At 62.2% G+C, this 22,536-nt stretch carries 17 protein-coding genes; 4 read left to right on the top strand and 13 right to left on the bottom strand.

Annotation, left to right across the window (positions count from 1 at the left end; all coding sequences use genetic code 11):
• Positions 1–37: 37 nt before the first annotated feature.
• The 3 genes from FFI89_RS09630 to FFI89_RS09620 form a co-directional block, all read right to left on the bottom strand.
• Entirely contained in the window at positions 38–1,267 is a 1,230-nt protein-coding gene (locus tag FFI89_RS09630; protein ID WP_246669402.1) for a glycerate kinase, read from the bottom strand.
• Between the two features lie 117 nt (positions 1,268–1,384).
• Positions 1,385–2,461, bottom strand: a complete 1,077-nt coding sequence (locus tag FFI89_RS09625) for a tartrate dehydrogenase (protein ID WP_138835018.1) — start codon at positions 2,459–2,461, stop codon at positions 1,385–1,387.
• Positions 2,462–2,553: 92 nt separating this feature from the next.
• Positions 2,554–3,852, bottom strand: coding sequence for an MFS transporter (locus tag FFI89_RS09620; RefSeq protein ID WP_138836239.1), 1,299 nt, complete (start codon positions 3,850–3,852; stop codon positions 2,554–2,556).
• A 147-nt stretch (positions 3,853–3,999) separates the two neighbouring features.
• Here FFI89_RS09620 and FFI89_RS09615 point away from each other — a divergent pair, with 147 nt between their 5' ends.
• Complete coding sequence (locus FFI89_RS09615; RefSeq protein WP_138835016.1) at positions 4,000–4,905, top strand: LysR family transcriptional regulator; 906 nt, start codon at positions 4,000–4,002, stop codon at positions 4,903–4,905.
• Positions 4,906–5,040: 135 nt separating this feature from the next.
• Here the strand turns inward: FFI89_RS09615 and FFI89_RS09610 are convergent, their stop codons facing one another.
• Positions 5,041–6,528 carry a M81 family metallopeptidase gene (locus FFI89_RS09610; RefSeq protein ID WP_138835014.1) on the bottom strand — a complete coding sequence of 496 codons (1,488 nt, stop codon included), beginning with the start codon at positions 6,526–6,528 and terminating at the stop codon, positions 5,041–5,043.
• A gap of 204 nt (positions 6,529–6,732) precedes the next feature.
• Between FFI89_RS09610 and FFI89_RS09605 the strand changes: the two genes are divergently transcribed.
• Positions 6,733–7,527, top strand: a complete 795-nt coding sequence (locus FFI89_RS09605; protein WP_138835012.1) for a class II aldolase/adducin family protein — start codon at positions 6,733–6,735, stop codon at positions 7,525–7,527.
• Positions 7,528–7,741: 214 nt separating this feature from the next.
• Positions 7,742–8,680 (top strand): GAF domain-containing protein, encoded by a 939-nt coding sequence (locus FFI89_RS09600; RefSeq protein ID WP_138835010.1) that lies wholly within the window; start codon positions 7,742–7,744, stop codon positions 8,678–8,680.
• 18 nt (positions 8,681–8,698) lie between these two features.
• On the opposite strand, the gene FFI89_RS09595 is transcribed toward FFI89_RS09600, so the two are convergent.
• The 8 genes from FFI89_RS09595 to xoxF5 form a co-directional block, all read right to left on the bottom strand.
• Positions 8,699–9,919 carry a cytochrome c gene (locus tag FFI89_RS09595; RefSeq protein WP_210249099.1) on the bottom strand — a complete coding sequence of 407 codons (1,221 nt, stop codon included), beginning with the start codon at positions 9,917–9,919 and terminating at the stop codon, positions 8,699–8,701.
• 8 nt (positions 9,920–9,927) lie between these two features.
• Positions 9,928–11,691 carry a GMC family oxidoreductase gene (locus tag FFI89_RS09590; protein WP_138835006.1) on the bottom strand — a complete coding sequence of 588 codons (1,764 nt, stop codon included), beginning with the start codon at positions 11,689–11,691 and terminating at the stop codon, positions 9,928–9,930.
• Positions 11,691–12,485: a gluconate 2-dehydrogenase subunit 3 family protein gene (locus tag FFI89_RS09585; RefSeq protein ID WP_138835004.1), complete on the bottom strand. Its 795-nt coding sequence runs from the start codon at positions 12,483–12,485 to the stop codon at positions 11,691–11,693. Before FFI89_RS09585 ends, FFI89_RS09590 begins: the two co-directional genes overlap by 1 nt.
• Before the next feature lie 469 nt (positions 12,486–12,954).
• Entirely contained in the window at positions 12,955–14,109 is a 1,155-nt protein-coding gene (locus tag FFI89_RS09580; RefSeq protein WP_138835002.1) for an epoxide hydrolase family protein, read from the bottom strand.
• Between the two features lie 311 nt (positions 14,110–14,420).
• Positions 14,421–14,984 carry an S-(hydroxymethyl)glutathione synthase gene (gene gfa, locus FFI89_RS09575; RefSeq protein ID WP_138835000.1) on the bottom strand — a complete coding sequence of 188 codons (564 nt, stop codon included), beginning with the start codon at positions 14,982–14,984 and terminating at the stop codon, positions 14,421–14,423.
• A gap of 33 nt (positions 14,985–15,017) precedes the next feature.
• Positions 15,018–16,127 carry an S-(hydroxymethyl)glutathione dehydrogenase/class III alcohol dehydrogenase gene (locus tag FFI89_RS09570; protein WP_138834998.1) on the bottom strand — a complete coding sequence of 370 codons (1,110 nt, stop codon included), beginning with the start codon at positions 16,125–16,127 and terminating at the stop codon, positions 15,018–15,020.
• Positions 16,128–16,192: 65 nt separating this feature from the next.
• On the bottom strand, positions 16,193–16,669 hold the full coding sequence (locus tag FFI89_RS09565) for a c-type cytochrome, methanol metabolism-related (protein WP_138836237.1): 477 nt from the start codon (positions 16,667–16,669) through the stop codon (positions 16,193–16,195).
• Positions 16,670–16,787: 118 nt separating this feature from the next.
• Complete coding sequence (gene xoxF5, locus FFI89_RS09560; RefSeq protein WP_138834996.1) at positions 16,788–18,593, bottom strand: lanthanide-dependent methanol dehydrogenase XoxF5; 1,806 nt, start codon at positions 18,591–18,593, stop codon at positions 16,788–16,790.
• A 438-nt stretch (positions 18,594–19,031) separates the two neighbouring features.
• Between xoxF5 and FFI89_RS09555 the strand changes: the two genes are divergently transcribed.
• Positions 19,032–20,000 carry a helix-turn-helix domain-containing protein gene (locus FFI89_RS09555; protein WP_138834994.1) on the top strand — a complete coding sequence of 323 codons (969 nt, stop codon included), beginning with the start codon at positions 19,032–19,034 and terminating at the stop codon, positions 19,998–20,000.
• A gap of 24 nt (positions 20,001–20,024) precedes the next feature.
• Here FFI89_RS09555 and FFI89_RS09550 read toward each other — a convergent pair whose 3' ends face one another.
• On the bottom strand, positions 20,025–22,454 hold the full coding sequence (locus FFI89_RS09550) for a TonB-dependent receptor (protein WP_138834992.1): 2,430 nt from the start codon (positions 22,452–22,454) through the stop codon (positions 20,025–20,027).
• Between the last annotated feature and the right edge of the window lie 82 nt (positions 22,455–22,536).

Raw genomic sequence — 22,536 nt, 5'->3', positions numbered from 1 at the left:
TTGTGTCACGGCCTGAACCGGCCGGCCTTTCCTGGGCTTAGATGATGAGGATGGCGCGAAAATCGTTGACGTTGGTCAGCGTGGGCCCGGTGACGATCTGGTCGCCGAGCGCTTCGAAGAAAGAGTGGCCGTCATTGTCGGCCAGCCGCTCCTTGGCGCTGATCCCATGGTCGACGGCGCGCGCGAGGGTGTCGGGAGTTGCGATGGCGCCGGCGATCTCTTCAACCCCGTCCACGCCATCGGTATCGCCGGCCAGTGCAAACACGCCCGGCAGGCCGTCGAGTTCGACGGCCAGCGAAAGCAGAAATTCGACGTTGCGGCCGCCGCGGCCGTTTCCCTTGACCGTGACGGTCGTTTCGCCCCCCGACAGCAGGACGACGGGCGGCGGCGCGGGCTGGCTCCGCAATGCTGCTTGCCGCGCGATCCCTGCCATGACCCGGCCGACCTCGCGCGCCTCCCCCTCAAGCGCGTCACCCAGAATGAGCGGAGTCACTCCGCTCTTTCGGGCCAGGTCTGCCGCCGCCTCCAGCGAAAGCTGCGGTGTGGCGATGATGACCGTACGGGTATTGGCCAGCCGAGAGGCCCCCGGCTTTGGCGTTTCGTCCGCAGCACGCATCAGGTGATCAATGGCGGAACGCGGTTCGGTGAGCCCGTATTTCTCCATCACGGCGCGGGCTTCGGCAAACGTCGAACTGTCGGGAACGGTCGGACCGGAGGCAATCACGGCCGGATCGTCTCCGGGCACGTCCGAGATCACGAGAGTCAGGAGCCGGGCCGGATAGGCCGCTGCCGCGAGCCGACCTCCCTTGATCGCCGAAAGGTGCTTGCGCACGACATTCATCTCGCCAATCGATGCGCCGGACCGGAGCAGCGCAGCGTTGACCGATTGCTTGTCTTCCAGGGTCAGGCCCAACGCGGGCAGGCTCAGGAGCGACGATCCGCCACCCGAGATCAGCGCCAGAACGAGGTCGTCGGGGCCAAGCCCCTGGACCATCTCCAGGATGCGCCGGGCCGCCCGATGACCGTTTTCATCCGGAACGGGGTGCGAAGCCTCGACAATTTCGATGCGTTGGCAGGGTACGGCGTGGCCGTATCGCGTCACCACAAGTCCGGTCAGCGGCCCAGGCCACAGATCTTCGACCGCCTTTGCCATCGCGGCCGACGCCTTTCCGGCGCCGATGACGACGGTGCGCCCCTTGGGAGGCGGCGGAAGAAAAGACGGAATGCGAAGCCTGGGTGAAGCCGCGTCGATCGCCGCCTCGAACATCGCCTTGAGCAGTTGTCGCGGCTCACCAAGCATTGGACGTTTCCTGTGGCAAGGCCAGGCGCTGTCGCATTGAACCCTGGGGTTGCCGGCCCGGGAAACGGGCCGGCAGCACGGCTTTTAGTCGTTGGCCTTTCGCAACTCTTCGCACACCGCTTCGGTGACCTGCTTCGTGGTTGCCTTGCCACCGAGGTCGGGGGTGTGCAGCGACGGATCGGCGGTGACCCGCTCAATGGCTTTCATCAATCGGTCGGCGGCTGGCTTCTCGCCCAGATGCTCGAGCATCATGACCGCCGTCCAGAAAGTCCCGATCGGATTGGCGATGCCCTTGCCGGTGATGTCGAAGGCCGATCCGTGGATCGGTTCGAACATCGAGGGTGCGTTCCGCTCGGGATTCAAGTTGGCGGTTGGCGCAATGCCGAGGGAGCCTGCGAGAGCCGCCGCGAGATCCGAAAGAATGTCGGCATGCAGGTTGGTTGCCACGATCGTGTCCAGGGTCTGCGGCTTCATGGTCATCCGCATCGTCATGGCGTCGACCAGCATCTTGTCCCATGTGACGTCCGGAAACTCCTTCGCGACTTCGGCGGCAATCTCGTCCCACATCACCATGGCATGACGCTGCGCGTTGCTCTTGGTCACCACGGTAAGCAACTTGCGCGGGCGGGACTGCGCCAGTTTGAATGCGTAGCGAATAATACGGGCAACCCCGGTTCGCGTCATGATGGAGACGTCGGTGGCGACTTCTTCAGGCAGACCCCGATGCACCCGGCCGCCCACGCCGGAATATTCGCCTTCCGAATTTTCGCGCACGATCACCCAATCCAGTTCCGGACCGGAAACATCACGGAGCGGGCTGGTGATGCCAGGCAGCACCCGGGTTGGACGCACATTGGCATATTGGTCGAGCGGCTGGCAGATCGCGAGGCGCAATCCCCACAGGGTGATGTGATCGGGGATGTCGGGCGCGCCGACGGAACCAAACAGGATGGCATCGAACTTTCTGAGCTGATCGACGCCATCGGCCGGCATCATGACACCATGCTTCTTGTAGTAGTCCGAGCCCCAGTCGAAATCCTGAAACTCCAGCTTGAATTGACCGTCACGCTCGGCACAAACCTTGAGGGCCTGCACCCCGGCCGCGACGACCTCGGGACCGATTCCATCTCCGCCCATGGCGGCGATCCGATGAGTACGCATTTTTCTGCTCCGTGTGTTTTCTGATCGTTTTGAATGTGCTCACCCTTATGGGGAGGGTGACTGTGCTGACCTTCCCGGAATAATCCGGACGCCTAGTGATCGAAGTGGGGTTGGGCCGCCGTTGCCTGATTCGAGCGCGATAGAGCCAGCGTGAGGACCGCCGACAGGACGAGCAGGCCCGCGACAAAGTACAGGCCGCCCAGGAAGCTGCCGGTCGAATCCTTGATCCAGCCGATCATCGCGGGTCCTGCAAAGCCACCCAGGTTGCCGATCGAGTTGATCGTCGCGATGCCCGCAGCGGCCGCGGAGCCGGACAGGAACATGGTTGGCATCGCCCAAAGCGGCGGCTTTGCCGAGCTGATTCCGATATTGACGAGCGTGAGCGCGGCGACGACGGAAATGACCGATCCGGCGGATCCTGCCAGCATGAGGCCCGCTGCCGCGGCGACGCAAGCGCCGACAACGTGCCAGGTACGTTCGTTGGTCTTGTCCGAATGGCGCGCCCAGAGCACCATGGCGATCACGGCAACCGTCGGCGGGACAGCGTTCAACAGCCCGACCTGCATGGTCGACAAGCCAAACTCCTTGATGATCTGCGGCGCCCAGATGCCAAGCGTATAGAGACCGGCCGAGGTACCGAAATAGATCAGGGACAGCGCAAGCACACGGATGTCGGCCAAGCCGCGCCAGATGCTGTGGCTGGCCGTTGCGGCCTTCGCGGCATGCTCGGCCTCCATTTCATTGACAAGCCACGCGCGCTCATCGTCCTTCAGCCATTTTGCCTTTGCCGGCTTGTCGGTCAGGTAGCCGAGGACGACGAAGCCAAGAAGAATCGCCGGGATCGCCTCCATGATGAACATCCACTGCCAGCCCCTGAGGCCAAGCAGACCGTCCATCTCCAGCAACGCGCTCGAAACCGGCGAACCGAGAACCACCGAGATCGGCGCCGCTGCCATGAACAACGAAACCACCCCAGCGCGGTAGCGCGCCGGAAACCAGAAGCTGAGATAAAGAATGATGCCGGGGAAGAAGCCGGCCTCCGCCGCGCCGAGCAAAAAGCGCAAGGTGAGGAAGCTCGTCTCCCCCCGAATAAACGCGAAAGCCGCTGAAACGATTCCCCAGGTGATCATCACCCGGGCAATCCAGAGCCGCGCTCCAACCTTCTCGAGGATCAGGTTGGAGGGCACCTCAAAGAGAAAATACCCGAGGAAGAAAATGCCGGCTCCGACGCCGAAAACCGACGACGAGAACCCCAGGTCCTTGTTCATCGTCAACGCGGCAAAGCCGATGTTCACCCGGTCGATGAATGCGATGAAATACAGCAGCATAATGAAGGGAACGATGCGAAAGCTGATCTTTCGCAGCACGCGCTTTTCCAGCTCGGCACTCATTGAGGGGGTCCTCGCCTGATTTGTTTTGCTTTTGATTTTCCGCGCCACCCGGCGCGTTGAAGGCCACCCTGCGGCCGCAGCTGTCAGGACTCAATTGACTGCCGTTTATACAAAAAAATGATATAATCGAGATCCAGGAGAGGGCCGATGGATCTTCATCAATTGCGATGCTTCGTGGCAGCGGCCGAAGAACTGCATTTCGGCAAGGCCGCACAGCGGCTGGAAATGCTGCCATCGGCGCTCGGCCGCTTCGTCAGGCTGCTCGAGGAGGACCTGGGCACACGGCTGATGATCCGGACCACCCGCAGCGTCACGCTGACCGATGACGGCGCGGCTTTTCTCAAGGAAGCGCGTGCTCTGCTCATGCAGGCCGAAGCGCTCGCCGCCAAATTCCGCACCCGTGGCCGAAATCAGGCCGCCATGGTCCGCGTCGGGGCGATCGACAGCGCGGCCGCCGGACTGTTGCCGATGCTGCTTCACGATTTCCGGGAGCAACGGCCGGAGGTCACGGTTCAATTGGTCGAGGATAAAACCATCCGCCTGGTTCCTCGACTGCTGTCCGGCCGAATCGACCTTGCTTTCATCCGCCCTTCCGAAACCCCGGACAAGCGGCTCGAATTCATGTTTCTTTTTCATGAAACCGCCGTCGTTGCAGTCCCCGACCATCATCCGCTTGCGGCAAAGAAGCGAGTGACGATTGCCGACCTCGCCGACCAACCGCTGATCGTGCCGGAGCGGCGCTCCAGACCACATAGCCACGATCTCACCATGAAACTGTTTGCAGAAGCCGGGCTTGAGGCGCGCATCGCCCAGATTGCGGATGAAAAGCAGACCATCGTCAATCTCGTGTCTGCCAAACTCGGCGTGGCGATTGTTCCGAAATGGACATCGCGGATGGCTGCGCGCGGTGTTCGCTACGTCCGACTCGCGGCGTCCAATTTGAACAAGTTGCCACTGGCGGCTGCCTGGACCCGCGGAACGCGCGATCCAATCCGGGATGATATGCTGAAGATACTCAAGGCTCATCTATCGCGCTATGAGCGCGACGCCTGAAAAGGCATTTGGAAGCATCGGCGAAAAACGCTCCACGCTTTGCTAGCGCAGCTTCAGCGCGCAGGGCGACGCGGTCGAGCCGATCAGCCGGTAGCGTTCTTCCGTCATGGCACCCACTTGATCATCTCGCCTGAATCAAACCGGAAACACCGGATTGCCATAGGGATAATACGCGCCGAGATCGACGTTCCGGTACGGCAAGCCTTCCAGACGCGTGGTGCCGAGAAACGGCTGCTCCGGCTCGACCAGCAGGATCGTCTTGGCAAATCCGTTGTCATCAAAACCGCGCCGGAAATGCACCCGCGACTTGATCGCCATGACATCGAACGAGGCGATGTCCAGCCCCAGCGCCTTCAACGAAAACGGCTCCATCACCTGCACCAGATAGGTGGAGAGGATCAGCACGTTGTTGCGGCCGAAGGCGATGCAGACCCAGAACTGGCCATGGCCTTCCACCGCTTTCAGAATGGTGCCCTGGATGCGCACCGGCTCGCCGGCAGATTCATCCACCAGCCCACCGACATCCATGTCAAAGCTGTCGCCCTCCTTGGCGCCCGCCGCCTTGAGTTTGGCAGTGACTCCCGCATCCGCAATGGTTGCGATCAAGGTATTGGACAGGCCTTGGGTTACGATCTCGCGGAGCAGCCAGGTCGCCGAGCCGGAACGGTCGGAGTGATCGGCCAGCACCACCGGCGTGGCGCCGCTGACGACCGCCTGCTTGGCCAGCGCGACGCCGGCCGCAATGCTGTGGATGCTGGTCGACTTCAGCAGCGCCTCGCGCACGCGCCAGATGGCGCTGGAGATATCGCGGCCGACGCGCGCGGCCAGTTCGGGATTGCTGTTGGTCAGCACCTGCACCGTCATGCCGACGTCGGGCACATCGGCAAACGGGAAGCCGAAGAAGATGTTGACGTACGTGTCCGGCTCGCGCGCCTCCCAGGTCAGCGCCCGCTGCACCAGATCCATCCACGGCGAGGCGCCGGTCCACTGCAGCACTGTCGGCGAGATCACGGGAATGCGCAACGTGACATGCACAGGCTTGTAGTCGCCGCGGATTGCCCGCACCAGGGTTCGCGCCGCGCGCTCGCCTTGCAGGTATTCGTCGTAATGCGGAAAGTATTTGACGGCGAACGCCATGTCGGCATGCTGCAGAAACGCTTCGTCCTCGTTGCCGTGCAGATCGAAGGTCGCGGCGATGAACGCCTTCGGCCCGACCGCTTGCCGCACCCGCCACGCCAGCTCGGCTTCCGGCCGCGGCACGCCGCGCACCGCCATGGCGCCGTGGACGCAGAGATAGACGCCGTCGAATGGAGCCTCGGCCTCGATTCCGGAAATCATCTTGCCGACGAAGGTCTCGAACGCTTGTTCGGTGACCCAGCCCGATCCGATGCCGGTTTTGGGCCATAGCGGCGATTCAATGCCGGTCAGTTCGACGCCGTCGAACTCCCGCGCCATCTTCACGAAGCCGCCCATGTAGGATTTCGGATACGACCCCAGCAGCGCCTCGCCTTTGGCCGGCGACCCCGGATAGACGAAGTCATCCAGCGTGGTGTCGTTGTTGAGGAAGGTGACGGTTTCGTGGGAAAAATGCAGGACGGCGATACGGATCGCAGGATGGTGCATTGCGGCTCGTCCCCGGTCTTTGTTCTTGCCCTCATACTGGCACCGAAGCCGATTTGCGCCAACCGGCGCATTCGGATTTCACCCGCCAGACCTGCAATAACGCCTGCTTGGCTCGCCTTGCGGCGCAGCGAATTTTTCCTGTATTCTGCGCGCAAATGAGCGGGCCCTCGCCGGCCCGATAGCCGCTATCCCCGGAGAAGCGCCATGAATCCTCCCGTCAGTTCGCCTGCCATCAAGGTCGTGAAGTCGGTCCGCGAACAGGTGAGCGCCGAGGAGTGGCAAGCGCGGGTCGATCTGGCGGCCTGCTACCGCCTGACCGCGATGTACGGCATGACCGAGATGGTCGCCAACCACATCTCCTGCCGGGTGCCGGGCACGACCGATCAATTCCTGATCAACCCCTACGGCATGCTGTATGAAGAAATCGACGCGTCGTGCCTGATCAAGGTCGATGTCGAGGGCAACACGCTGTTCAACGAATCCGACTACGACGTCAACGTCGCCGGCTTCGTGATTCATAGCGCCATCCACATGGCCAAGCACGACATGGATTGCGTGGCGCACACCCACACGCCGGCCGGCATGGCGGTCTCGGCGATGGAATGCGGACTGTTGCCGCTGGCGCAGACCTCGATGCGGTTTCTCCACATCGCCTATCACGACTTCGAAGGCATCGCCGACGATGTCGACGAGCGGGCGCGGCTGGTCCGGGACCTCGGCGATCACGAAGCGATGATCCTGCGCAATCACGGATTGCTCGTCGTCGGCCGCACCGTGCCGGCGGCCTTCAACGTGCTGTTCCGTCTGGAACGCGCCTGCCAGGTGCAGATCATGGCGTTGTCCTGCAACACCAAGCTGACCTATCCGTCGAAGGAAATTCTGGAAGAGACCTACGACAAGATGCGGCCGCACCCGAACCGGCCCGCCCGCAACGGCGACCTCGCCTGGCCGGCGCTGCTGCGCAAGCTCGACCGTACCGATCCGTCGTACCGGAACTGAGGTTCCGCGCGACGCTGTATAGCGGTTTCGAGCGAGGCATGCCCTCGGACTTGATCCGAGGCTGGGAGCAGTTCGCGCGAAGAAAACGTCAAAACAAAAAACTGGAGTCTTGCTCCGCACGAACTTTGGGCGCAGCCTGCCTGTAATTTGATCGCACGTACCATCGTTAAATCGCCGATGCTCAGGAGCCGGCGTAGCGATCAGGTTCGTCCCGATGAAGACATTCATTCGCGTGGTTGAGCTGTGGGTACCCGACCGCACCCGTACGCGGCTGGAATTCGGCGGCGGTCTGTGCGGCGAGGCGTATTCGGAATTCAAGGCGCTGAGCGAAAACGCCCTGTTCGCCTATGACGAGGGGCTGCCGGGCAAGGCATGGGCGAGCGGCCATCCGGTCATCCTGACGAAATTCCTCGGCTCCTATTTCAAGCGTACCGACGAGGCGATCGAAGCCGGATTGACCTGCGGCGTGGCGCTGCCGGTTTTTGCCGGCGAATTCTTGATGGCAGTGATGGTGCTGTTCTGCGGCGACGACGCGAAGCACGTCGGCGCGATCGAGCTCTGGCACAACGATCCGGAGACATCGCACGAGATGGGGCTGGTCGACGGCTATTACGGCACCGCCGACATGTTCGAGTTCAATTCCCGCCACACCAAATTTCCGCGCGGATTCGGCCTGCCCGGCCGCACCTGGAAGGCAGACATGCCCTTGATCATCAAGGACCTGCACGACGCCAAGGGATTTCTGCGCTGGGAGGAAGCATCCGAAATCGGCATCAATTGCGGCGTCGGCATTCCCTACACGACCGGCGATCAGACCTGGGTGATGACGTTCCTGTCGGCACGGGCGACACCGATTGCAATGCGTTTTGAAATCTGGGTGCCGGATGCGTCGCGATCGGTGCTGACGTTTCAGTCCGGCGATTGCTCTGAGAACACCGATCTGGCGACGTTCTATGCGTCAAAGACCATTCGCAAGGGCGAAGGCAGCATCGGTGGCGCCTGGGCGACCGGCATGCCCGCGATCAACGAACACCTCAAGCTCGATGAAAGCATCGCATCGCAGCTGGCCCGCGCGGCCGGCATGAACCAGGTCGTGGTGCTGCCGGTAATCGAGAACGCCCTGCTCAAGGCCGTGCTGGCCTGGTACTTTTAGTCGAAAGCGCTACGCCGGTCAGTTCCCCGCCGACGACAGACGTCCGCGCAGCGTCCGGACCACATCCGCGTCGACCCGCGCTGCCGCGTTGCCCCAGCTATTGCGAATGTAAGTGACGACGGCGGCGACCTGGCTGTCGTTGAGCCGATAACCGAGCGACGGCATCGCGGGCGACGTCGGCCGCGCGTCGGTGCCGGTCGCTCTCGCGCCGGTCAGGATGATGTGGACCAGCGACGAGGCATCGTCCTGTTTGACAATGGCATTGCCCGCCAGACGCGGAAACAGCCGTTCGACGCCGGAACCGTTGGACGCGTGGCAGGCCGAACAGGTATCGGTGAAGATGGCCTGCCCGACCTGCATTTGCGGGTCACCTGCCGGCAGCGGCGCGGGCGCCGGCGAGCCGGCGGCGCCGCGTTCCTTCAAGTAGACCGCGATCGCCTTCAAATCGGCATCCGGCATCTTCGACGTCGAGTTCTCGATGACGTCCTTCATCGGTCCGCTGGCAAGGCTGGTGCGGGTCTGGCCGTTCTTGAGATATTGCACGATCTCTTCAACCGACCATTTGCCGAGACCGGCCTGGGAATCATTGGTGATGTTGGGCGCGATCCAGTTGTCGATCGCGTTGCCCTGCAGGTATCGATCGGCCTTGTTGGCGCCAAAGGCATTGAGCGGCGTGTGGCAGGCGCCGCAATGGCCAAGACCTTCGACCAGATAGGCGCCGCGGTTGAATTCCTCGGAGCGCGCAGGCTCGGGCGCGAAATATCCCGGCGTGAAGAACAGCGCGTTCCAACCCCACATCGAGGTCCGGATGCTGAACGGAAACGGCAGCGTCCGGCGATTGACCACGTTCGACACCGGCGCCAGCGTCCGCAAATAATCGTAGATCGCGTCGGCGTCCTGCCGCGTCACCTTGGTGTAATATGGATACGGAAATGCCGGATAGAGATAGGTTCCGTCCGGACGCCGTCCCTCGTGCATCGCGCGCGCGAAATTGTCCTTTGACCAGCGACCGATTCCGGTCGCATCGTCAGGCGTCAGGTTCGGCGTCATGATCGCCCCGAACGGCGTCTGCAGCGCAAACCCGCCGGCAAAGGGTTTGCCGCCGGGCGCGGTGTGACAGGCGATGCAATCGCCGGCAGTGGCCAGCGCCTTGCCGCGCTGCGCATCGATGTAGTTGTCCTGCTCCGCCAGGGCCGGACCGACCGCGATCAAGGCCATCAACGCAATGACGCTTCGCATCGCCAGCCTCATGTCTGCACCAGCGGTCCGGGCGACTTCAGATATTTCTTGATGGCGTCGAGCGACCAGTAGGTCAGCGCGCCCACCGTGCCTGTCGGGTTGTAGCCGGCATTTTGCGGAAATGCGGAAGCGCCCATCACGAACACGTTCGAGACGTCCCACGATTGCAGGTAACGGTTGAGCACGCTGGTTTTGGGATCGCTTCCCATGATCGCGCCGCCGGTGTTGTGCGTGGTCTGGTACGGCACCACGTTCCACGGGACGTTGAGGCGATTGACCTGCGTCGTCTTGGCGCCCATCGCTTTCGCGATCTCGTCGCAGCGATCGGCCATCCAGTTGGCCATTTTCTTCTCGTTGTCCTGATAGTCGAACGTCATCCGCATCAGGGGGCGGCCGAGCGGATCCTTGTAGGTCGGGTCGAGGTCGAGATAGTTGTTGCGATAGCTCATCACGCTGCCCTGCGCGCCGACATTGGTGACGCGCTGGTAGGTTTCCTTGACCGCCTTCTTCCACTGGCTGCCCCAGGTCGGCGTGCCGCGCGGAACCGGGTGGTACTGGATCGGCCGTCCGTTGGTGTAGGCGGAGGTGATCGAAGCGCCGCCGACAAAGCCGTGCGGCCCGTGGTCGAAATTGTCGCTGTTGTAGTCGTCCAGCGCGACCCCAAGGGAACCTGCCGCCGCGAACGGGTTGAATTTTGCATCCTCGAAAAACGCCGTCGAACCGGAGCCGGTCTGGTAGGCATAGTTGCGTCCGACCACGCCCTCCCCGGTGGCGGGATCGTAGGGCTTGCCGATGCCGGACAGCAGCAGCAGCCGGACGTTAAACAGGCTGTAGGCGCAGACCAGCACGAGGTCCGCCGGCTGCTCCCATTCCTCGCCGTTAAGATCGACGTAGGTGACGCCTGTCGCGGTCTTGCCGTCCTTGGCGAGATTGACCTTTGTCACCTCGCTGTCGGTGCGCGCCTCGAAGCTCGGCTCGCGGATCAGCGCGGGCAGCACGCAGGTCTGCGGACTGGCCTTCGAATAGTTGGAGCAGCCGAAACGTTCGCAGAAGCCGCAATAGGTGCACGGCGCCATGCTGCAGCCGTAAGGGTTGGTGTAGGCAACCGAGATGTTGGCCGATGGACGCGGAAACGGATGCAGGCCGAGGTCGCCGGCCGCCTTGGTGAACAGCGTCTGCGCGTAGCCTTGCGTCATCGGTGGCGTCGGATAGTCGCGCTCGCGTGCGCCTTCGAACGGATTGCCGCCGGGCTGCTTGCTGCCCTTGATGTTGCCGGCCTTGCCGGAGATGCCCGCGACATATTCGAACCTGTCGTAATACGGCTCGAGGTCTTCGTAACTGACGGGCCAATCCTGGATGTGATTGCCCTCGGGCATGATGCCTTCGCCGTAGCGCTCGATCATGTGCGTGCGGATGCGAAAATCATCGGGGAGGAAACGCCAGGTCTGGCCGTTCCAGTGCACGCCGGCACCCCCAACGCCGTTGCCGGGCAGAAAACTGCCCCATTTTCGGATCGGCAGCGCGGCCTGCGACGGGTTGTTCCGCATCGTCAGCGTTTCCTGCTTCGGGCGCAGGAAGACGTCATGGCGGACGGCATAGCGCAGCTCGTCGGGGGCGGTGCCGATGTTGAAATCGGATGCGGTATCGCGCCACGGGCCGCGTTCGATCGCGACGACGTCGAGGCCGCTGCTGGCGAGTTCGAGAGCCAGGATCGATCCGGTCCAGCCGAGACCGACGACGACGACATCCTTGCGGGGAAGACGACGGGCCATCAGTTTTCTCCCCACGCCGGACGACCCTGCAGGCCGACAGGCGGCAGCATGTAGGCCTGGTTCGGTTTCGCCATCACGTCGCGGAAATCGTAGCGAGCGCCGGGGAAGCCGATCAATTTCCAGCCGGCCATGTCGCGATTGCCGCCGTAGATCGGATCGGCGAAGAAGCCTTCCATGGTGTTGGCATAGACGGCGTTGAACAGCATCCGGCTCGAGAAGTTGTCGAACTTGACGTCGCCCTTCTCCATACCGCCGAGCAGCTTGTCCTTTTCGTCGCCGCTGAGCTGGACGAAACTTTTGCCGCCGAAATTCGCCTTGCAGTAGCTCTCGAGCGCCGCGAGCCCGAGCCGGTATTGCTGGCGCGGCACCAGCGGCGACTGCAATCCTTGCGTCGGCAACGGCGTCGAGGAAAACGGCCCCTGCATATAGAGCCAGTCGTGTCCGCCATAGGGTCCGGTCAGTTGCCGGTCGATGAAGGTGGTGACACCGGCGTCCCTGGCACCGGGGCCGAGATCGTCGGTCGGGATCAGGCGATCGACGATGGCATCGACGGTGGCGGCTTCCGCAGGCGTAAAGAAGAGATAGCCGCCGGGAATCACCGGCGGCACCGGATAGGCATCGTTGGGCTGCCAGGGCAGCACTTTCGTCACCGCCCGCGCGCTGACGCCTGAGGTCATGATCAAAAGCGCGGCGCTGGCAAGCAGACTCCGGCGCGTGAGATGGCCCGAATGTTTCGATTTCGCAGCCTGCGGAGGTGTGCGTCCGGTTCCCGGCAACTCACGGTCAGTCCGCATCAGAGCACCTCCCAGCCTCGGACAATTGCATGTCCTATGGCGCAGTGTGCACGTTTGGCCTGATCTTGTCAGGGGGATTTGCGAGGACCACACATGCATGCGGCGGCACACAAGCATGCGATGTGCATTTAGCTGAAGGAAGCGTGAACCAGCTTGCATCCGTCATGGCGATGATAGCCTTGCCGCGGTTGCAGGTCGAGGCGATCATCACGACGAGCCACCAGCGGACGCGGAAATCGAGACCGCAGGCGTCTCTGGCTAGCTTGTCTTTCGATGATGGCGATAGAGGGAAACTGTCAGTATCGCGGTCGCGAGAATATAGAAAATAATGACATCGACGTTCGGATGCCCTTCGATCAAAGCAAGCATAGCTATCCACTCCATGGCTGGTGTGGCTTCTTGTTCCCCCTCCGGGCGAGCCTTGATGGCTGCGAATCTAGCCGCGAGTCGGACACTCGGGTAGCCGACTTTATGCGGAGGGCTGCCGTAAGGTCCGGAAGAAGTCCCGCACTTCAGGCACGAACAGTTCAGGCTGCTCGAAGGCTGCGAAGTGGCCGCCCTTCGGCATTTCGCGCCAATGCTGGATATTGGTGAAGTTCGGCTCCATCCACTTGCGCACCGGTGTCACGATCTCCTTGGGGAAGACGGCGACGCCGGTCGGTACTGTGACCTTGTGGGCGGTGCGGCGCTTCGGGCCAAAGCTCTCCCAATACAGACGGGCCGACGAGGCGGCCGTCGCCGTGACCCAGTACAGCATGACATTGTCGAGCAGTTCGTCACGGCCGAGAATGTTTTCGGGGTGTCCGTCGCAATCGGTCCAGGCCCAGAATTTTTCCAGGATCCAGGCGGCCTGCCCGCTCGGCGAGTCCGTCAGTGCGTATCCCAGCGTTTGCGGCCGGGTCGATTGCTGCTTGGAATAGCCGGAATCCCAGTCGGCGTAATAGGTGAGTCCCTGCAGCGCCCGCGCTTCCTCCGGCGTCGGCTGCCCCTCGACATTGGGCCGGGCCCCCATGGCCAGCGTGATGTGAATGCCGGCACAGTGATCGGGATCCTGCGCGCCGAGCGCAGTCGTCACTGCCGATCCCCAGTCGCCGCCTTGCGCGCCGTAGCGCGCATATCCCAGCCGATCCATCAACACGGCCCACGCCGACGCGATCCGATCGACGCCCCAGCCTGAGGTCGCCGGCTTCTCGGAAAAGCCGAAGCCGGGCAGCGACGGGCAGACGACGTGAAACGCATCGGCGGCGTTGCCGCCATGCGCGGTCGGATCGGTCAACGGCTCGATGACCTTGTGGAATTCGACCACCGAACCGGGCCAGCCGTGGGTGATGATCAGCGGCATCGCGTCGGGATGCTTTGAGCGAACGTGCAGGAAGTGAATGCCAAGCCCGTCGATCTCGGTGGTGAATTGCGCAAAACGGTTGAGCCGCGCCTCGCGCTGGCGCCAGTCATAGTCCTCGGCCCAGTAACGGCAGATGTCCCTGATCCACTTCAAGGGCGCGCCCTGGCTCCAGTCGCCGACCAGTTCGGCCTCCGGCCAGCGCGTGTTGCGCAACCGCGACTTCAGGTCGTCGAGCACCTCGTCGCCAACCGAAATGCAGTAAGGCTTGATCGCTGCAGTCATGAAAAACTCTTTCGATGTTCAGGCTGGATTTGCACCTTGCCCCGCCGGCTTCACGGGCGTGAAATCATCGGGGCGCGCCAGCTTGATATCACGGGAAAGGCAAAATCCCGCCAGCCAACAGGAAACGACCATGCGCGGGATAGCCCTCGCTGCGGGCATGGTCGACAAAAAACCCGCGAACTCCGGACCCGAACGGGCCGTCTCCGATGCCCAAAGCAAATCCGCCGGCAGCGATGGGCTGCCAGCGGATCGGATGAATGCACCGGATCGGAACGAGCCGAAATCAGGCCGCCTTGATCAGGCCGCCTTAATCAGGCCGCCTTGGATTTTGCTACGTGGGCGGCGATCGCATCCATCAATGGCGGGTTCAGGCAATCATAGGGCTCTAGCCCAAGCTCCTTGAGCCGAGACCTGATTCCGCTCATTTCCTCCGGCTTGACCCCAGATTCCAGTACCGACGACACGAAGGCCGCAAACCCGGGGGCCGCCCAGCCGCCTTCCTGGAACAGCTCGGGGTGGATGAAGTCAAGGCCATAGAACGGGTGCCCCTTGTTCTCGATGCGGCCGTACATATGCGTGCCGCAAACCTTGCAGGCGTAGCGCTGGATCGTCGCCGAGGAATCGACGATCTGAAGCTTGTCGCCGTTCTCGGTCACCTTGACATTGTCGCGCGGCACCACGGCGACCACGGAGAAGGTCGCGCCCTCCGGCTTCCAGCATTTGGTGCAGCCGCAGGCGTGGTTGTGGGCGACATCGCCCTTGATGACCACCTTGACCGGCTTGTCCTTGCATTTGCAGACCAGGGTGCCGCCGGCAAAATTCCCCGAACCCTTCTTTACGCCGTTGTCTACCGATGGGTGGATATGAACAGTCATGGGTCTATCCTCCTGATGTTTGCCGTTTTTGACTCAGAACACGACGACCGAACGGATCGACTTGCCTTCGTGCATCAGATCGAAACCCTTGTTGATCTCCTCGAGCTTGAGGACATGGGTGATCATCGGATCGATCTCGATCTTTCCGTTCATGTACCAGTCGACGATTTTGGGGACATCGGTACGGCCTCGCGCACCGCCGAACGCCGTGCCTTTCCAGACCCGGCCAGTCACCAGTTGAAACGGCCGGGTGGCGATTTCCTTGCCGGCTTCCGCGACGCCGATAACCACGGACACACCCCAACCACGATGACAGGCTTCGAGTGCCTGGCGCATCACATTGGTATTGCCGGTGCAGTCGAAGGTGAAGTCGGCGCCGCCGTCGGTCAGTCCAACCAGATGCTGGACGACGTCGCCGCCGACCTTGGACGGGTTGACGAAGTGGGTCATGCCGAAACGGCGGCCCCAGTCTTCCTTGGAATCGTTGAGGTCGACGCCGATGATCTTGTCGGCGCCGACCATCTTGGCGCCCTGGATGACGTTGAGACCGATTCCGCCAAGCCCGAACACCACCACGTTGGAGCCCGGGGTTACCTTCGCGGTGTTGACCACCGCGCCGACGCCGGTCGTCACGCCGCATCCGATATAGCAACTCTTGTCGAACGGCGCGTCCTCGCGGATCTTCGCCACCGCGATTTCCGGCAGCACGGTGAAGTTGGAAAAGGTCGAGCAACCCATGTAGTGGAAGATCGGCTTGCCCTGATAGCTGAACCGCGATGTCCCGTCGGGCATGACGCCCTTGCCTTGCGTTGCACGGATCGCGGTGCACAGGTTGGTCTTCTGGCTCAGGCAGCTTTTGCACTGGCGGCATTCCGGCGTGTAGAGCGGAATCACATGATCGCCCGGCTTGACCGACGTCACGCCCGGACCGACCTCGCGAACCACGCCGGCACCCTCGTGACCGAGAATCGACGGAAAGATTCCCTCGCTGTCGAAGCCATCGAGCGTGTAGGCATCGGTGTGACAGATTCCGGTCGCCTTGATCTCGACCAGGACCTCACCGGCCTTCGGCCCCTCCAGATCGACTTCGACGATTTCAAGCGGCTTCTTGGCTGCGAAAGCGACAGCGGCGCGCGTCTTCATTTCATACTCCTGTTTCGCTTCGCACGACCGTCGGGCATGCTGTCATCCGCGGATCCATGCGTTCGTCATTTTCCCATGCAACTGCTTTCGGCCTTGGTGTAAGCCTCGGTCTTGTCTTCGTGCTTTGCGGGCCGAACGCGTCCGACCGCATCGTTGGCGCGGGCACGGAGATAGACGTAGAGGTCGTCCATGTAACAGCCGACGTTCGGGTTATCGCCGAAAGCCGGCATCACATTCTCCTGCGCCGTGGAGACGTTCTTGCGGCCGCTGGCGACCACGCCGAGGAAGTCGGGATAGCTCATCGTCTTGAGCGAATCCTTCAGCGCCGGCGCGTAGGTCGAGCCCATTCCATCCGGGCCATGGCAGACATGGCATTCGGAATGGTACCGGCGGTATCCGGAGTAGGTGTACCAGTCGACCGTTCCGTCGGCCGCGACCTTGAAGGTCGGGCTGCCTTCCTTGTCGAGATACTTGCCATCCTCGGATTTGACGGCCGTGGGATCGGCCGCATCCTCGGCGCAAGCAATTCCCCCGGATGCCATAGAGACGATCGCGGCAGCCACAAGCCAGATTTTACGCAAGAGCGTGTTCCTCGACATTCGTTGGCAGACGAACCGGCGCATGGTCCAGGCCACGCGCCGGAACGAGGTTGACATCAGCTCACTGCGGTAACGCGAACACCGTCAGGGCTCCGCCGAGCGCGGTGTAGTTGCTCAGTGCGGCATAGCCACCGACGGCGCCGAGGCCGGCTGTCGGATCCGTCAAACCTGCAGCAAGGCCGATACCCGCCCAGCCACCGACGCCGGACAGCACGGCGATGTACTGCCTGCCGCCCTGCTCATAGGTGGTGACGTTGCCGATGATGCCGGACGGGGTCTTGAACTTGTAAAGTTCCTTGCCCGTCTTGGCATCGACCGCCTTGAGGTAGCCTTCGAGCGTTCCGTAGAACACCACGCCGCCGGCGGTGGCGAGCGCACCCGACCAGACCGAGAACTGCTCCTTGTTCGACCAGACGATCTTGCCCGTCTTGCCGTCCCAGGCAATGAAGTTGCCCATGTTGGTCTCGCCGGGAGGCGGATACATCGAGAGCGTCGCACCGACGTAGGGCTGGCCCGCGGTGTAGCTTACCTTGAACGGCTCGTAGTCCATGCAGACGTGGTTGGTCGGCACGTAGAACAACTCCGTATCCGGTGAGTAGGCACCGGGCTGCTCGTCCTTGGAGCCGAGCGCGGCCGGGCAGATACCCTTGTTGTTATGGTCTTCGCCCTGTTTGTCGGTCGAATACTGATCGAGAACCTTCGGCCGTCCGTAGGTCGGCGAACTCTTGTTCATGTCGACGCCACTGGTCCAGTTGACCTTCGGGTCGAACTTCTCGGCGACCAGCAGTTCGCCAGTGACGCGATCGAGCGTATAGCCTAGGCCGTTGCGGTCGAAATGCGTCAACAGCTTGCGGGGTGCGCCGCCGACTGTCTGGTCGCTGAGGATCATTTCGTTGACGCCGTCATAGTCCCATTCGTCATGGGGCGTCATCTGGTAGACCCACTTGGCCTTTCCGGTGTCGACGTCGCGCGCGAAAATGGTCATCGACCATTTATTGTCGCCAGGACGCTGCTTCGGATTCCAGGTCGAGGGATTGCCCGAGCCGTAATAGAGCATGTTGAGCGCGGGATCATAGGACATCCAGCCCCATGTGCAGCCGCCACCGATTTTCCACTGGTCACCCTGCCAGGTCACCAGGCTCGAATCCTTGCCGACCGGCTTGCCGAGCGCCATCGTCTTGTCCGGGTCGAACATGATCTGGTCGTCCGGGCCTTCGGAGAACGCACGCCAGACCTGCTTGCCGGTCTTCATGTCGTAGGCGGTGACGTGGCATTGCACGCCGAACTCACCGCCGGAGATGCCGATCAGCACCTTGTCCTTGACCACGAGCGGCGCGGAAGTTCCGGTGGATCCCTTGCTCGGGTCGCCGTTCTTCACCGTCCAGGCGACCTGTCCGGTCTTGGCATCGAGCGCGACCAGCGTGGTGTCCGCCTGATGCAGGAATATCTTGCCGTCGCCATAGGCCACGCCGCGGTTGACCGTATCGCAGCACATCACCGGAATGACGTTCGGATCCTGCTTGGGTTCGTACTTCCAGACGATCTGGTTGTCCTTGGAAAGGTCGAGCGCATAGACCTTGTTCGGGAACGGGGTGTGGACGTACATCATGTTGCCGATGATCAGCGGTCCGCCCTCGTGGCCGCGCAACACGCCGGTCGAGAACGTCCACGCGACCTGCAGCTTGCCGACATTGGCGGCGGTGATCTGGTTGAGCTTCGAATAGCGCGTATTGGCGTAGTCGCCCGCGGGCATCACCCAGCCCTTCGGATCTTGCGCCATCTTGTTGAGTTCGTCATTGGCAGTAGCGGGGCCTGCAGCGAACGCCGCCATGGCGCCAACCCAGGTCGCGAATAGCACCTTGCGCATAGTGGTTTCCTCCCAGATACGAGTTTTGGGTTTCCGTTGAAACGGCCCATTCTTGCCTTCTTGATCCCTATCCCTATCCCGTTCGGAAATGGGAAACTTGCCCAAGAGCGAACCGGTGCTTGCTCAAAAGCGAAACACGACAAACTTTTTCGAACCATGCTCCGCGGCCCGGTCAACGCTTGCCATCGATGGTTTTATGTTGCGGAGCATCATTCGGCCGGAGCGCGTCACAACAGATTACTGGCGTCCGCAAACGCGCGACCCGGCTAGAGGTTCCTCTTGACGCGGTCATCACTAAGTCGGAGGATTGTCAACGGGATATCGGGAAGAATCTGCGCGCGCTTCCCTACGACCACCTTAAACTGGACCGATGGTGCTTTTGCGCGACCGGAGCTTGGGGTGAAGGTTGCGTCCTGATCTCTAAACGGTGGCTGGATCATGTCCGATACAATCCGCTCACTCAGCACTATCGGATTGTCGCCGAAGAAGCAGATCCAGATTTGGTCAGATGCACTGACTGATCTCTGCGGACAATTCGATATCGACCCGCTGGCGGCTTCGTCGTTCGAGGCCAGGATCAACTACACCACGGTCTCGCAGTTGAAGCTCTGTCAGATCGAGGCGAGCCAGCATCGAATTGCCCATACGGTTTCACGCACGAAACTGAGCGAGCATCCCTTCGTCAAGATCCTGTTCCAGACCTACGGGATTTCTCATTTCGAGCAGGCCGGCCGCCGCATCGATATCATGCCTGGCGATTGCTTCGCCTACGACGTATCCTGTCCGCACACGATCGTCAGCCCGTCGCTGACGCGGCACGAGGTCGTGATCGTGCCGAAGGAACTGCTGCGCGAACGCGGCTTCCATTCGACGAAGATGTCGCCGTGCAAGCTTTCCGCGCGCAACGGCACCGGCCGCATCGCGCATGACTTTGTGCACGCCGCATTCGACGAAGCGAACAGCCTGTCACCCAACAACGCGGTCGGCGTCGCCGATTCGCTGATCGACCTGCTGCTACTGCCGCTGCGCGAGGCCGACACGATGTTCGATCGCATCGGTCCCGAGGCGATGTACATACGGGCCCAGGCCTTCATCCGCGAACATTTGCGCGACCCGGATCTTTGCATCGACCAGATCTCCGCCGCACTGGGCTGCACCAAGCGCTATCTGCACATGCTGTTCAGCGACAAGGGCATGACCGTCAGCGACCACATCTGGCGGACCAGGCTGCTGCACTGCCGCCAGGAGCTCGAGACCCAGGCCGGCAAGACCATCACGGATGTGGCATTCTCGTGGGGCTTTTCGAGTTCGTCGCATTTCAGCCGCGTATTCCGCAAGCATTTCGGGTTCGTCCCGTCGGCGATCCACAAGGTGCAGCACGGCGGCCCCTCCCCGGACATCGCCTGAGTCGAATTCCGGCTTGCAGCGGCGCTAGAACGTCGCCTTTAACCCTGCATAGAAGGCGCGCGGCCGCGCCGGACTCACTGAACGCGGATCCGCGAACGGCGCGCCACCGTTGGTAAAGTTGGGAACCGCTCCGGTATCGAAGAAGGTGCCGTAGGTCGCATATCGGTTGTCGAAAATATTGTCGACGCGCCCGTAAATCTGGAACGTCTTGTCGATCTGATACGAGGCATGGGCATTGAAAACCGTGTAGGACGGCAGCCGCTGCGCCTGATTGGACTCGTCGCCGACGAAATACTGATCGCTGACGAACAGCGCGTCGCCGCCGACCTTGAGGGCCTCGGTGATCGAATAGTCGAAACCGGCCTTGATGCGGTTGCGCGGGATCGCCGGAATCCGGTTGCCGGGCAGAATCTGGACGTTGCCGTTGGCGTCGGCAAACGGGCTGTTGGAGCCGACCTCAAGTGCATCGAGGAAGCGCGCGTCCACGAGGGCGTAGCTGGCATAGAGCTGCAACGCCTTCGATTGCAGATTGACCTGGGCCTCGATGCCCTGGCGGCGGGTCGAACCGACGTTCTGGAAATAACCGAATCCCTGCAGCGCTGGGCTCGGGATCGCCAGGATGTCGTCGGTGTTGGTGGCGCGGAAGGCGCCGAGCTTCCACCCAAGCGTTCCGATGTTGAGCTGATGCGAACCCCGCAGGCCGGCCTCCACCGTGCGGGATACCACCTGCTTCAACGGCGGATCGGAGACCAGAAACGCCGCGATGATGCAGGGGTGGGCCGGATCGGCACAGCCCAGTTCCAGCGGCGTCGGCGCGCGATTGGCCTCGGAATAACCGGCATAGGCCGTCACGTCAGGCGTGACCTTGTAGGTGGCGCCGATGATCGGATTGAACCGGTTGAAGGTCTCCTTGCCGTTCAACGCAGTGCCGATCTGATCTTCAAGCGCGATTTGCGCGTTATTGAACCGCCCGCCGGCCGTGACCGAGAAGGCTTTGGTGACGTCGAACGTATCGAGCGCGTAAAGCCCGCTGTACTGGTTGGTGGTACGCAGCGCGACGGGGCCGATCGACACCGGATCGCCGGACTGCCCGAGAAAGATTCCGCTGCCGCTGACGACGTAGTTAGTGCCCACCGTGCCGATCTCGGCGCTGGCCGAAAAGCGGGTCACGCTGTAGTCGAAGCTGGTTCCGACCACAAAATGATTGTCGTGCCCGAACAGCTGATCGTTGTTGGTGGCCTGCAGCGAGAACCCGCCGGTCGTCGATCGGGTCGTCGTTCGGTCGATTTCGCCAAGTACGGCTGTGGGATCGAAGGGATTGGCAAGTTGAGCCCCGTTCAGGCCGTTCGCTGGCGTCGTGTCATTGCCGAAGCAAAGCAGGGTCGCGTCAGTCGCGCATGGCTGGGTACCGGTCGGATTGCCATCGACCGCCTTCTGGTCGAACTGCCGCACATGGGCCGAGCCTTCGATGGTCCAGGTCGGCGTGGCCTCGACCTTTCCCGTTAAATTGACATAGCCGACGCGGTTATTGGTGGTCTGCGGCGTGGTGTAGGTGGCGCCCCAATATTGCTGCAGCAATTCAACCGGCGTGGTGGTGGCCGCGCCGAACTTGTTGTCGGCGACGCCCAAATTGAGATGAAACTCGCTGTTTTCGTTCCTGTAGCCGACATCGCCGTAGAAGCGGCGCACGTCAGAGCCCGAAAAATTTCGAAATCCGTTATCGTGCAATCCTTCGAGGGCGCCATAGACGGCAAAATTGTCGTCTATCTGCTTGCCCCATTGCGCCGAACTCTGGATCCGGCCGAACGAGCCGCCCATCGTGTCGACCTCGGCGCCATGATAGTTGAAGCCGTCCTTCATCTGCACGTTGACCGCCCCGCCAAGGGCATTGAGCCCGAAGGCCGGATTATTGGTCACAACGCTGACCGACCTGATCGCAGAAGTCGGAATCAAGTCCCAGTTGACGGTGTCGCCGAACGCCTCGTTGACGCGCACCCCGTTCTGGTAGACCGCCAGCCCCTGCGGCGTCCCGGCCACCGGTGACGCAACGAAGCCGCGGAATTCCACGTTGGGCTGAAACGGATTGCCGGCCACCTCGCTGATGCTGACGCCCGGCACCTGTTGCAACAGCGCGTCGGTGATATTCAGCGATCCGGTGCGGGCAATGCGCGTCGCGTCGACGAAATTGACGCTTGCGGCAATCTTGTCGACGTCAATGCTGGAGCCCGAGCCCGCGGCCGGCGTGGTCGAGTACACATAGACGACGCGGGAGGGCTTCCGCGCCGTGCGCGCGGCTTGCTGGCTGGGGCCCCGTTTGGCGCTCGATGCCGGTGCCGACACCACGATCGGCGGCAACGTCTGAGCTTCGCCGGGCGCACTTTGCGCAAAAGCCTGCTCGGTGCCGGGAAGCAGGCATATCGACATCGAAGCAATCACAAGGGGCCGAGTGCCCATCCGCGTCATCCCCACGCCCGCGCAGGCCGTTGTGACCGCCGGTCGGGTTGTCGATGATCCTAATGCGATGCCGGGATTGCGC

This window comes from Bradyrhizobium sp. KBS0727 (assembly GCF_005937885.2).
In the GTDB taxonomy this organism is placed as follows: Bacteria; Pseudomonadota; Alphaproteobacteria; order Rhizobiales; family Xanthobacteraceae; genus Bradyrhizobium.
The sequence above is the reverse complement of the archived record's forward strand: the minus strand, read 5'-3'. Positions and strand labels throughout refer to the sequence as shown.